Raw genomic sequence first — 13669 nt, forward strand, 5'->3', positions numbered from 1 at the left:
CTGATTTAGGAAACAAAGCCACTCGCTACTCAAAAGCAGCGACTAAAGAACCCAGATATTGATGAGTTTCTCATTGAGCAGAGAGAGCAGTTGGAGTCTGAGAAGGACAGATTACAAGAACAAGTAGACACGTTAAAACACACGACAACTTTGAGTGAGAAGGAAGGAGTCAACTTACAAACTAAACGTGAAAAGCTACTCGAAAGATTAGAGGCCACTCGTCGAAATATGCGCGATGCCGAAACCAGGCTAAAAGTAGTCAGTAACCGATTAGACCCAGATTCAGGAACCTTGTTCTCGTTCCTGGAGGCTAATCGACAGGGGTGGCAAAGCTCTCCACTTGGTCGTGTTCTCACCGATGAGCTTTTGATGGACACGACACTCACACCATCAATGACTGAAGATTCAGGTTCAATGTACGATTTATATATCGATACGAGCAACCTAGCAGATTGTAGTGTCACCAACAAAGCTGATGTGGAAGAGCAGGCTCACTTGATGGACCGTATCGTTGAGCTTGAAGACGCAGAGGCTGATTTCAATAAGCAAATTTTGAAAAATGATTTTGCTGTTAAGCAGTCAACGCTTGAGTTATCACGATTACGCAATGAACTGCGAAACGCTGAGGGTGACCTATCACAAACTAAGGTTAACCTTAAAAACAAGAAAATAGAGATTGCCCGTGCAAAAGAGGGCTTAGTCGAAAAAATTAATATAAACATCAAATCGATTGAGAAAGCTATAGCCCTGATTGATAGGGAAATCTCAGTAACGCTTGAACGTTTTGAAGAAGCAAAATTAGAGCTAAACAACGACAGGCTTACTCAAATTAGCAATGTTGAATCATCACTTGATCTCACGATCGGAGCTATAGATGAACTACTGGAAAAAAGTACTCTGACGTTGGGCGAGAACAAACAGCGCATCAAAACGGAGTATGAACAGCGGTTGAGTGATCAAGGTATTAGCGGTGAAATCTATCAACGCTACAAAGAAGAAATTGAATTGCTTGATAATGAGATCAAAAACTTAAAAGTGAAGTCTCATAAAATCAAAGAATACGAGATATGGCTTGCTGTTTATGAAGTGGATGATCCTAAGAGACGTGACGATCGAAATACTAAGGTCAAAGAACTTGAAACGGTGCATCAAGAGTTTGAATCTTTTGAAACTAAACTGAAAGAGTTGAGAGCCAAAGCTCATCGAACCAAAAAAGAGTTTGATGAGAAGCTCTCTATCTTGAGAAACCACAAACAGCGAGCTGACAGTGCAATCTCTCGCCTAACTAACTATGTGATGTTTGAGGGCGAAGAAGGCAGCCAAGAAGCGCTCGATTATAACGGCGATTTAAATTCACTCTTGAGCTATGTAGAGAGCAAACTCCCGGAGTTAGAGAGGCTTACTAAGCTACGTAAAAAAGATATACAACAGATGGAAACTATCACTCTCAACCTTGGTGACGGGGAGCTGTATCGTTTCTGGAATGAAAGCAGCCGAAACGCCATTACAGAGGATATTGTTGCTAGTGACTCTAAGCGAATAGATATTCTAGAAATCATCATGAATGACATTATTCCTCAGGTGACCAGCATAACAATTGAAAGCGCGGTCAACATGGGGCGTATGCTCGTTGACTTCAAGCATCGGCTACTCGGCTTCGACCGTGACATTAAGAAACTTGGTCGTAATATCTCTGAACAAGTAAAGCTCAATAACACGTTCTCGGTGGTTGGTTCTATTGACATTAACGTTGAAAGTTCACTTTCCAAACTACAAGGTTGGCAAGATATTATTAACTTCTCTGAGATTTACGAAGAGTGGGATAAAACGGGATCTGCTGAGCTACCAACCAAAGAGTTTTTCAACGCTTTAAGCACACTGACATACCATATTAGTGCCGAGAAAGTTAAAAAGCCTACTGAGCTGTTTGACATCAAATTTGAAGTCATCGAGAACAACCAGCGTAAAACGGCCAAAACAGATAAAGATATGCGTGATTTGGCCAGTAATGGTACGAACTTGCTCATTCAATCCATGTTGTATTTAGCACTTCTGACACAACAACGTGGAGCAAGTCGACTATCAATAACTTACCCAACCGATGAGATTGGTAAGCTGACGGCAGAAAACCAAGCCAAACTGCTCAAAATGATGGGGGCACACAACTTCAATGTTATCGCGGCTCAACCCGATGGCAATAATCGTACGGCCAACTTATTTAAGTATCTGTATCACTTAACGCCTTACAAGAACATTTTCAACAAACCTAAAGTAAGCAAACTTGCGTTAGCTAAAGCCGCTGAAACTAGCACAGGAGTAGAAGCATGAAGCCAGTATCACAAGTCTTAGAATCTCTACTTAGTGGTAGCTTTATCTGCCCAGCAACGGATCGTGAAGCTTACAAGACGCTTAAAGAGGATCGTACACGCCGAGAAATCAATCAAGCGTTGACTCTTATGGGGCGCGAGCTCCAATGTACGAGCAGAACCAGCGCCTATTATGTTACCTATAAAAGTATCGACGACCACAATCGTCGTCAGGTGACCGCGTTGATGAGTAATGTACACGGTATCATTCGACCTGTGGTTAAGTTCGTAGCGACAGTCAGTGAGGCTGCTCAAGTTGAAGCTGTGATGGTTGGTGGTGATGAGTTAAATGTGCCTGTGCTGAGTGCGCAAATCCAATCGTCTCCTAGCTTGATGGAGAAACTCGATAGTATTTATCGACTTCCAAAAGTGAGTCGGAAAAAAGTGCGTGACAGTGCAGCGGATAAACTCAATGTAGTTGTCGAATTTCTGGTTAAAGAAGGGGTGGCTCATTTAGTAAACAAAGAGCGCCAACTCTATGTGATGACGGGAAAATTAGACTTTGTCTACGAGGTGCTCGATTTCATCGATACGCATGAAAAGATCGTTGAGACAGTTAACAAAGCAAACGAGAACCAAGGGGAGTTCGACTTTTGATGAGCCCTCAAAACAATGGGAAACATGGTGGTGTTAACCACATGCTTCGCTTAATCAGCCAAGCAAAGGACACATTAACGCATGTTTTTGAAAATGGCACGATACGTGAGACTCATGAAAACGCCAATGACCTACGTAAATTAAAAGAAGCCCGTGTTGTTATCGTGACAAGCCGCGGCTACCGCGTGCACCCTAAGATGGAAGCATTGATGAACTACTTCCTTGAAACGGAAGCGAGTTCATTTCTTGGGACTCAACATGCTGAGCGCATTCCAGAAATTCAGAGCTTAGCGCAAGAATACCTGGAAGCTAAATTAAATGGCAAAAGAGAACAAGAGGCGGATAGGTTTAATAGCCTTGAAGGTGTGGTTTATGAAATCACAATGGACTTGCAAGAGTCTTGTCGTCGTCTAAGAAACCGTATCAGTTATGATTTTGGCTATGGCCATACGCTCGCTCAAAAACAAAAAGAGAACCAAGTTGCTATAGAGCAAGCTGAAAAGCTTGTTACTGGCATGAAAGCTTTCTCTTTTAAGTTGTTGAGTGAAATGGCTGGAGATAACTCAGAGCTCAACACCTTGTTTTGTGCTGAAATGCACAGTGCGATTCGTAGTTGCCAACAAGAGCTCGGATCTATCCTAATTCAACTCCGAGCTTTGATGCTGAAGTATCGTAACCGCGAACGCGATAAGGACCTGATCAATGCCTTTGATCGGTTTATTGATCAAGAGCCACACTGGACACCAAGTGACGATTTGATTTTGCCTGATGAGGTAGCAAAGCACGATGGTATACCGATGTTTTGGCTTTCAGAGCCGTTACAATTTGCGCATCACCCAAATCCTGATGATATGGACCAAGAGCCGGAATTGGCTGATATTGTTGAAAAAATTACGGCACAGCCTGCAGAACAAGAAGAGCTTCCGGTTGTTGAAGAAGCTGAGCGACGAGAATTGACTCTTGATGTTGAAATACAAGAGCTGATTGAAGCGGACATTGATTCTCATTGCGATACCTTTTTTGCTGAAGCCTTTATTGGTAAGGGAAAAACCAGCATTTCCGCTTTGGAGTATTACGAGCAAATCAATAGTGACTTACCGGAAGATCTTGACCAGCTCACTTGCGCTCAAGACGTGTGGCTATTTAGCGTGCTTAATTTCCATAGTTCAATGCTTCCCGAAGATAGCAAAGGCTTTACCGTTGAGCCTATCGGGTCTTATACCTATTTAGCAAAAGGTAGCAATATAGGTTACGGCAACCTTCACTTAGAAGATGTGTCTATAGCGAGGAAACTGTGAGTAGAATTATTGATGATATAACGGGTAGTGATTTATATCGGTTAAAGCAACTCTTCTCTCCTGCGAAGGTTAATGAAGGTGCCAGTGTAGCGCTGAGTGGCGTGTTTGATACTTTTCATCGCGACTTTAGTGTTGGGAGCGCCAGAGGAGAACATTTGCAGCTGACGCCTAGAGATATACGTCAAATTAGGAAGGTGATTAAAGATCAATCTGGTTTTGATCTTTTAACTGATCCCATCCCTAATTCTCGAACGGATATGGCTCAGTTCTTTCCTAACGAGAAGTTAAGCTCAAGCCCTGTCAAAGACAAGGTCATTAAAGTTTATGGGATTTTGTCCACGAACATAAATGGTAAATCATATGACTTACAAGAGGGCATGAACATTGAGGTAGCTCTAAGTCATTTGACGAGCATTGAGCACAGCCAAGTTGTGATTGTTGAAAACTATGAAGCATTTTCTAAGTTTAGATTAGTACAAACCGACATAGGATCTAATCCTCTTATTGTTTACCGAGGAGATAAGGACACGGGAGTAATATCAAAAGAAATTGCGTTGGCTTTTCCAGGCGTAGAGCTTATAGCTTGGTTTGATACCGATCCTAAAGGTATCTCTTTAGCTTTATCATCGGGAGCGACTTATATGCTGCTACCTAATTTATCAACAGATACTCTCAAAGAACATGGCCGCTCAGAGCTATTTGCGGACCAATACCAAGACTGGAATCGAGTCTCAAAAATTATCCCCCCTAAGTTAGAGTCCATAATGTCTGAACTGGAAAAAGGGATAACCCAAGAGTCAATCATGGCAAATCAAATAGCCGTAAGGTTACATCAAATTTAGTCACGTAAATGTCGAGCTCCCCTGTAAGTGCGGAGATAGGTATGTTTACCTTGGGGTAATAAATCAAATGTTGTAAAGCTCATGCAGAGTGCCTACAAGGCAGTTAGGTAATACTAATCTAGCCACTGAATTATTTATAAAGATTAAACGAATTTTGTGGCTTTTTTAAAATGCTCGATCATTGGGATATTTCCTTATCTTAAGGTACGTAAAAAGCGCCTAAAATCGGAGCTTTATCAATTCAACTCATTCAATTTCATATATAATCGCCCTCAATAGTCTGCGCTTGAAAGCAGAGTCCTACATTATTCGAGTAATTAAGAACATGGCAAAAGCACCCGCTAACAAGAAACCCGCCTCAAAAGCTAAGCCTACGTCAAAAGCTAAAAAAGCGACCAAAGGCTTTGAAGAGACCCTTTGGGATACAGCTAATCAGCTGCGTGGCAGTGTTGAGTCATCTGAATACAAACACGTGGTATTAAGCCTTGTGTTCTTAAAGTTCATCAGCGACAAGTTTGAAGCACGCCGTCAGAAGATGATAGACGACGGGCAAGAAGCTTTTGTTGAGATGAAAGAGTTCTACCAACAAGACAACATCTTCTTTTTACCAGAAGATGCGCGTTGGTCATTTGTTAAAGCGCGTGCTAAGCAAGATGATATCGCTATCATCATTGATACCGCTTTATCGACTATCGAAAAAAACAACCCAAGCTTAAAAGACGCTTTGCCAGACAACTACTTCTCGCGCCAAGGTTTGGAAGTGAAAAAGCTGGCGTCACTTATCGACAGCATTGAAAATATTGATACGCTGGCGAACGAATGCGACATGAGCGAAGAAGACTTAGTCGGTCGTGTTTACGAATACTTCCTAGGTAAGTTTGCAGCAACCGAAGGCAAGGGTGGTGGCGAGTTCTATACGCCTAAGTCAGTGGTAACGCTATTGGCTGAAATGCTAGAACCCTACCAAGGTAAGATCTACGATCCGGCTTGTGGCTCCGGTGGTATGTTTGTTCAGTCTTTAAAGTTCATTAAAGAGCATGAAGGACGCACCAAAGACATCGCTATCTATGGCCAAGAGCTGACCTCGACCACTTATAAACTAGCGAAGATGAACTTAGCCATTCGTGGTTTATCGGGCAATTTGGGTGAGCGTGCCGCCGATACCTTTTTTGCTGACCAGCATAAAGACTTAAAAGCCGATTACATCATGGCGAACCCACCGTTTAACCTTAAAGGTTGGCGTAATGAAGCCGAGCTTACCGATGATGCGCGCTTTGCTGGCTATCGTACACCGCCAACAGGCAACGCCAACTACGGTTGGATTTTACACATGCTGTCTAAGTTAAGTGAAACAGGCACGGCAGGCTTTGTATTGGCGAACGGCTCTATGAGTTCAAATACATCTGGTGAAGGTGAGATCCGTCAGCAGCTAATCGAGAACGATCGCGTTGAATGTATGATTGCTCTGCCGGGGCAATTGTTTTTCACTACGCAGATCCCTGTGTGTATTTGGTTTATCACTAAAGACAAAACCGAGAACACCACCAAAGGCTTCCGTAACCGCCAAAAAGAGACTTTGTTTATTGATGCCCGTGAAATGGGCACCATGATTAGCCGCACCAACAAAGAGCTGACTAAAGACGACATCGCACTGATTGCTGATACTTACCATGCTTGGCGCTGCGATGACGCAGAACTTAAAGCGCGTATTGAACGTGGTGATGGCAAAGTAGATAAATATGAAGACCAAGCTGGCTTTAGCAAATCAGCGACCATTGCTGATATTAAGGCTAATGACTTTGTACTGACTCCGGGGCGCTATGTTGGCGCAGCTGAAGTGGAAGATGATGGCATTCCGTTTGAAACCAAGATGAGCGAGCTTTCCAAACCCTATACAGCCAAATGAATCAATCTCAAGAGCTGGATAAAGCGATTCGTCGTAACTTGGAGGCATTGGGTTATGGAGAGTGAGTGGATTGATGCCAAGCTAGGCGATTATATTGATTCATGTCTTGGCAAGATGCTTGATAAGAATAAAAACAAAGGCGAATTTTATCCATACCTTGGTAATAGCAATGTACGCTGGGGGGCGTTTGACTTAGATGAACTAGCTCAAATGAAATTTGAGGACCATGAGCATGTACGTTATGGAATCAAAGCCGGGGATTTAATTGTATGTGAAGGTGGAGAGCCTGGACGTTGCGCCATATGGGAAGATGATCTTCCAAATATGAAAATACAGAAGGCACTACATCGAGTACGAACTCTAGATGGACTTGATAGTGAGTTTCTTTATTACTGGTTTCTATTGGCGGGTAAAAACAAACTTTTAGATGCCTATTTCACAGGAACAACGATAAAGCACTTAACTGGTAAAGCACTAAAAGAGATACCGATAAAGATTCCGCCTTTAAAGCATCAAGAGCAAGTTGCAGTGTTATTGAGAAGTTTTGATAAAAAGATCAAAACTAACCGTCAAATCAACCAAACCTTAGAACAAATGGCACAAGCTATTTTCAAGTCTTGGTTTGTCGATTTTGACCCTGTAAAAACCAAAATGAATGGTGAGCAACCAATAGGGATTGATGCTGCTACAGCGTCACTTTTCCCAGAGAAGCTCGTTGAGTCTGAGTTGGGGTTGATTCCTGAAGGTTGGGAAATCCATAAGACCCAAGATTTATTCGATGTTAAGGATGGTACACACGACTCGCCGAAGAAAGCTGAAGAAGGCCATTACCTAGTTACTTCGAAGCATATTACTAAAGGAAAAATCGACACATCTTCGGCTTACCTGATCAGCGATGCGGACTTCGAGAAAGTTAACCAGAGAAGTAAGGTCGATACATTCGATATTCTACTGACGATGATCGGGACTGTCGGTGAAGTAGTTGTGGTTTACGATAATCCTGTTGAATTTGCTATCAAAAATGTGGGTTTGTTTAAAACGTCTCAAAAACCTGAGTTAGTTTGGTTGTTCTACTGGCACCTTCAGAGCTTCAAAATGAAGCATTATCTCGAAGCTAGAATGGCAGGAACGACTCAGCAGTACCTGACTCTCAAAACTCTTCGTACGATTCCAGTTGTTCTCCCATCGGATGAACTATTGGCTAAATTTAATGAAGTGATGTCTCCTTTGATGGAAAAGATATCTGACAATCACAAGCAAAGTCATACACTGTCAAACCTACGAGACACCTTGCTTCCTAAATTGCTTTCCGGCGAAATCGATTTAGAAAATCTGCAAGTAGAAGCAACGAAAGCAATCGCAGAGTAACCTTTCGTCATTCCAGAAAGTGAGGGACGAACTTATCAGGAATCTCGTTTTTGGCGGTGGTGAAAAGCGAGATCTCAGATACCTCGGCCCTCGCTTCTGAGATAACGAAGGTGGGAATTAGATGAATCCGAAATAGAACAAAGCAAAGCGTAGGTGGAACCATAATATAATGAACGCAACTAATACTCGTGAAATCGACATTTCTGAATTGACGACACTGTGTGAAACAAGCACTTTGCAAAAAGGCATCTTGCTTTCACGCAGTGGTGCAGTACGCAAGCTTAACCTTGTTGGCAACACCGCGACCGCACAGGTCAAAGGCAGCCTCAATTATCAAGTGAGCCTCGATTTCACTGGCGATCTGGTTGGCACTTGTACTTGCCCTGCGGCGCAATATCAAATGTTGTGCAAGCACGGCGTGGCGGTTGCCCTTTGCCTACAAGACCAAGAACAAGCTTTAAACCAAAGTAGTGAACGAAATACCATAAAAAATCACCTGCAAAGCCTTGGTGAAGAGGCCATGGTAGAGATGCTACTCGAATACCTAGAAGAAGATGAGTACACATGGAATGCACTGCTGACAAAAATTGAAATACGCGAAAAGCCAGCCGTATATGGCGAGCTGAAAAAGTTGGTTACCCAAGCCTTACCGCGAGAACAGCTCTGGGATTGGCGAGAAAGCCATGATTATTTCAACTCAGCAGAAATTCAATTGAACATGATCATTGAATCAATGCAAAGCCTTAACGCCGATCATCAATGGAAATTAATCAACTACCTTGTTGAACGGTTGAATAAGGTGCTAGAGCAAATTGATGACTCCAATGGCGATCGTTATGGCATTGAAAGCATGATTAACGAACACATGCCAAAGACGCTGGCAAAGCTTAATTGGAGTGAGCAAGAGAAAGCGCAGTGGATGTTTGAGCGTTTGACCCATTACGAATTTGACGTATTTCCTTCGATTGAAGAGAGTTTTGGAGCGATTTGGCAATCTAACACCCACTTTCTAACCTTATGCCGCCAAGCGATAGATCAAGCATCGCAAGATGAGAGTAGCTGGAACTTACGCTCATGGGCAGTTCCGTTAATGAAACACAGCTCCGATTGGCGTGAAGTGGCGGAAATTAAACAAAAAATAGCACGAACGTGTCGAGATTATCTTGAAGTTGTTGATATGTTCATTGATGAGCAAGAGCCGTTAGAAGCTGAGTTTTGGTTAGCTAAGGCGAAAAAAATGGCGAGTGATTATGAACTTCGTGCGTGCGAACAAGCTCAATTCCGTCTTTATGTTGAACTAGGTGAAATCCATTCTGCATGGGTATTAGCTAACCGTTTGTTAGAACAATCACCAAGCTTTCAATATTATCAACAGTTAGCGAAGTTTAAAGCCAATTACCAAATTGATGATGTTGAATTTTTCTCCCGCACTGAACTGCTACTTGCCAATGCCTATCAACAACCAGACCGCTATAATCAAGCTTCTGATCGTACGGATGCCTTGGTTCTGTTCTATATCGATAACCAGCAATTAGACAAAGCGTGCGAATGGGTTGCCGAACATAAAATATCAATACAAGGACTTATTTCGCTTGCCGATCAAATTGTGGATGATAAACCTGAAAATACGCTGGATTATTATCTGCGAGCAGTCTCATCTTATATCGAACAGACCAATAATACGGCTTACGATCAAGCTTTAGAGTTACTTCGACGTTTAGAGAATATGCTGAAATCGCATCCTACTCAATTGGCGACATTTTATAGTCAGGTGGCGCAACTCGCTACCACGTACAAGCGTAAGCGTAATATGTTCGCTTTAATTCAGAAATATTATTCAAAATATATCTGATTCTGCGGAGGTGACAAGATCTGCGGTGTTGAGAAAATGGAACAAAGCCCGAAACCGAGTTACTACAAAACAAATTTAAATAACTCAATTTAGAAAACAACAAACAACGTCAAACAGCAGTAGGAAAAGGCGATGAGCTTAAAATTCACAGAAGCCAAATTAGAACAGGCCATTATTGAGCTATTGGGTGAGCAAGGCTACCCACACGTAGTGGGTGAACAAATAGCGCGTGAAGACAAAGAACAAGTACTCATCTTAGATGACTTACGACGCTACCTTGCCAAGGAGTACCGAGGCGATGGTATAACCGAGAGCGAAATCGACACCATTGTTCGTATGATCTCAACGTTGCCTGCCAGTGATTTGTACCATAGCAATAAAACCTTCTGCCAATGGCTAACGAATGGCTTCTTGTTTAAGCGTGAAGATCGCTCAAAGAAAGACCTCTATATTGAGTTAATCGATACAAGACATTTGGCACAAGCCTTACGCTTGATGTTTGTCCCGCTGCTAGAGAATAAATCTAAATCAGATAATACTGATAGAGAAGTTGCAGAGGGTAATGTTAGTTACTTAGAAACATATCGCCTAGACCCTACTGATACCAATATCTATAAAATCGTTAGCCAGCTAGAGATTGAGGGGGTCGATGAACAAATTCGAATCCCTGATGGCATCCTTTATGTGAACGGCTTACCGCTGGTGGTGTTTGAATTTAAAAGTGCCGTGCGAGAGAAAGACGCGACCATTTTTGATGCATGGAAGCAAATCTGTGTGCGTTATCGCCGTGATATTCCCAAGCTGTTCGTCTACAACGCGATGTGCATCATCAGTGATGGTGTGAACAACAAAATGGGTAACCTGTTTGCGCCGTATGAGTTCTTCTACGCATGGCGCAAAGTAACGGGTAATGAGTCTACCGAAAAAGAGGGTATTAACTCCCTCTACACCATGATTGCTGGGTTATTTAACCAAACCAGATTACTTGATGTGGTGAAGAACTTTGTCTTCTTCCCTGATACTTCAAAGAAAGAGATAAAAATCTGTTGCCGTTACCCGCAGTACTACGCAGCGCGTAAGCTTTACTACAACATCGACAAAGAACGTAAGCCATACGGAAGTGGTAAAGGCGGCACTTACTTTGGTGCAACAGGGTGTGGTAAGAGCTTCACCATGCAATTTCTATCGCGCCTATTGATGAAAAGCATCGATTTTGAAAGCCCGACCATTGTACTTATTACCGACCGTAACGATCTCGATGATCAGCTTTCTAAACAGTTCTGTAATGCCTCTGATTACATTGGTGATGAGATGGTTGTGCCAGTTAAAAGCCGTCAAGATTTAAGAGACAAGCTGCAAGGCATCAAGAGTGGTGGTGTGTTCCTGACTACCATCCACAAGTTCACCGAAGACATCGAATTGCTTTCAGAGCGTACAAACATCATCTGTATTTCTGATGAAGCGCACCGTTCACAGGTCAACCTCGATAAGAAAGTGGTGATCAAATATCAAGATGGTATAGCCGTCGATGTGAAAGAGACATACGGCTTTGCTAAGTATCTGCACGATTCTCTACCAAGCGCGACTTACGTTGGTTTCACCGGAACGCCGATAGATGCCACCCTTGATGTATTTGGTGATGCAGTAGACAGCTACACCATGACAGAATCGGTTAATGATGAAATTACGGTTCGTATTGTTTATGAAGGCCGAGCAGCCAAAGTCATTCTTGATAACAGCAAGCTTGAAGAGGTAGAGAAATACTACCAAGCGTGTGCAGAAGCTGGCACTAATGAACATCAGATAGAAGAGAGCAAGAAAGCTTCTGCCAATATGAACGCGATCCTCGGTGACCCTGATCGTATTGAAGCTTTGGCGAAAGACTTTGTTGAACATTATGAAGGGCGAGTTAAAGAAGGTTCTACGATAAAGGGCAAGGCGATGTTTGTCTGTGCGAGTCGTGAAATCGCGTTTGATTTTTATAAGCAAGTCAAAATCTTAAGGCCAGAATGGTTTGAGGAAAAGCTATCAATTGATGGCGTCGAGCTGACTGATAAAGAGAAAGAAGAGTTAAAGCCACTTGCGATGGTGCAAATGGTGATGACGCGCGGCAAAGACGATGATCCTGATCAGTACAGCCTGTTAGGAACCAAGGAATATCGAAAATCGCTCGACCAGCAGTTTAAGAGTCCTAAGTCGAATTTCAAAATAGCCATTGTAGTCGACATGTGGTTAACAGGTTTTGACGTTCCTGAATTGGATACTATCTACATCGATAAGCCGTTGCAGAAACACAACCTGATTCAAACCATCTCACGTGTTAACCGTAAGTTTGAAGGCAAGGCGAAAGGGCTGGTTGTCGATTACATTGGTATCAAGTCGCGAATGAATCAAGCCTTAGCAATGTATTCAAAGGCTGATGAGACTAACTTTGAAGATATTCGTTTTTCTGTCATTGAGGTGAAGAACCATCTCGATCTGTTAAGGCAGATGTTCCACAAGTTCGATACGTCCGGTTATTACACAGGAGAGCCGTGTAAGCAGCTAGAGTGCCTTAATCAGTCGGCAGAATACATCCTTCAAACCAAGAAAGGCGAAACTCGATTCATGGCTTTAGTCGGCCGTATGAAGGCGGCTTATGATGTTTGCTGTGGTAGTGAATTGTTATCTCAGCAAGAGCGCGACCAAATTCACTTCTATATCGCAGTACGCTCTATCATCTTTAAGCTAACCAAAGGTGATGCACCAGACACGGCACAAATGAATAAGCGTGTTCGTGAGTTAGTGGCAGAAGCACTTCGTGCCGATGGAGTAGAAGAGATCTTTACCATTGGTGATGAGCACGCCGAAGCTATCGATATTTTTGACGAAGATTACCTAGCTCGTATCAACAAGATTAAGCTGCCTAACACCAAGATTCAGTTACTTCAAAAGCTACTAGAGAAGGCGATAAGCGATTTTAAAAAGGTCAACCAGCTACAAGGGATGAACTTCTCTAAGCGCTTCCAATCGCTGGTGGATCAGTATAACGAACGTCGTGAAAATGATGTGTTGAATGGTGAGGAGTTCGATACCTTCTCTCAAGAAATGACCGACATTATCTTTGATATCGTGAAAGAAATGGGCTCGTTTGAAGACCTAGGTATCGACCTAGAAGAGAAAGCGTTCCTCGATATCTTGAATCACATGCGCAAGAAATACGATTTCACTTACGACGATGACAAGATGCTCGAACTGGCGAAGGAGATGAAAACTACCGTAGACAATGTCGCCCAATATCCAGACTGGGCAGGGCGCGATGATATCAAAGCCAAGTTGAAAGTGGATTTAATCTTACTGCTACACAAATACGGCTTCCCACCAGTAGCCAACGATGATGTTTACAAAGGCGTGCTAGAGCAGGCTGAGAATTATAAGAAGAATGTGTAGTCGCTTTAAAT

The 13669-nt window shown here is 42.7% G+C and carries 6 protein-coding genes and 2 pseudogenes; all 8 read left to right on the plus strand.

What is annotated here, in order from left to right; translation table 11 throughout:
* Positions 1–33: 33 nt before the first annotated feature.
* A pseudogene (locus tag AB4503_RS24555) lies at positions 34–2328 on the plus strand (ATP-binding protein); the annotation flags it as partial.
* The gene (locus tag AB4503_RS24560) at positions 2325–2963 is read left to right on the plus strand and encodes a hypothetical protein (protein WP_102321023.1); all 639 of its coding nucleotides are present in this window, start codon (positions 2325–2327) and stop codon (positions 2961–2963) included. The pseudogene AB4503_RS24555 and the gene AB4503_RS24560, both read left to right, overlap by 4 nt.
* Positions 2963–4261 carry a hypothetical protein gene (locus AB4503_RS24565; protein WP_372115851.1) on the plus strand — a complete coding sequence of 433 codons (1299 nt, stop codon included), beginning with the start codon at positions 2963–2965 and terminating at the stop codon, positions 4259–4261. Before AB4503_RS24560 ends, AB4503_RS24565 begins: the two co-directional genes overlap by 1 nt.
* A complete protein-coding gene (locus AB4503_RS24570; protein ID WP_102321021.1) occupies positions 4258–5103 on the plus strand; it encodes a hypothetical protein in 846 nt (281 codons plus the stop codon). Before AB4503_RS24565 ends, AB4503_RS24570 begins: the two co-directional genes overlap by 4 nt.
* A 325-nt stretch (positions 5104–5428) precedes the next feature.
* Positions 5429–7074: pseudogene (locus AB4503_RS24575) on the plus strand (N-6 DNA methylase).
* On the plus strand, positions 7064–8377 hold the full coding sequence (locus AB4503_RS24580) for a restriction endonuclease subunit S (RefSeq protein ID WP_372115852.1): 1314 nt from the start codon (positions 7064–7066) through the stop codon (positions 8375–8377). Before AB4503_RS24575 ends, AB4503_RS24580 begins: the two are co-directional and overlap by 11 nt.
* 169 nt (positions 8378–8546) lie before the next feature.
* A complete protein-coding gene (locus AB4503_RS24585) occupies positions 8547–10229 on the plus strand; it encodes an SWIM zinc finger domain-containing protein (RefSeq protein WP_372115853.1) in 1683 nt (560 codons plus the stop codon).
* Positions 10230–10361: 132 nt separating this feature from the next.
* Complete coding sequence (locus AB4503_RS24590) at positions 10362–13658, plus strand: type I restriction endonuclease subunit R (protein WP_372115854.1); 3297 nt, start codon at positions 10362–10364, stop codon at positions 13656–13658.
* Positions 13659–13669 lie beyond the last annotated feature (11 nt).

This window comes from Vibrio sp. 10N.222.55.B11 (assembly GCF_041473705.1).
Classification (GTDB): Bacteria; Pseudomonadota; Gammaproteobacteria; order Enterobacterales; family Vibrionaceae; genus Vibrio; species Vibrio crassostreae_C.

Excerpts from the sequence above, each read along its gene's own strand:
- AB4503_RS24560 (WP_102321023.1), top strand. The coding sequence starts at position 2,325 with ATGAAGCCAGTATCACAAGTCTTAGAATCTCTACTTAGTGGTAGCTTT.
- AB4503_RS24565 (WP_372115851.1), top strand. The coding sequence starts at position 2,963 with ATGAGCCCTCAAAACAATGGGAAACATGGTGGTGTTAACCACATGCTT.
- AB4503_RS24580 (WP_372115852.1), top strand. The coding sequence starts at position 7,064 with ATGGAGAGTGAGTGGATTGATGCCAAGCTAGGCGATTATATTGATTCA.
- AB4503_RS24585 (WP_372115853.1), top strand. The coding sequence starts at position 8,547 with ATGAACGCAACTAATACTCGTGAAATCGACATTTCTGAATTGACGACA.
- AB4503_RS24590 (WP_372115854.1), top strand. The coding sequence starts at position 10,362 with ATGAGCTTAAAATTCACAGAAGCCAAATTAGAACAGGCCATTATTGAG.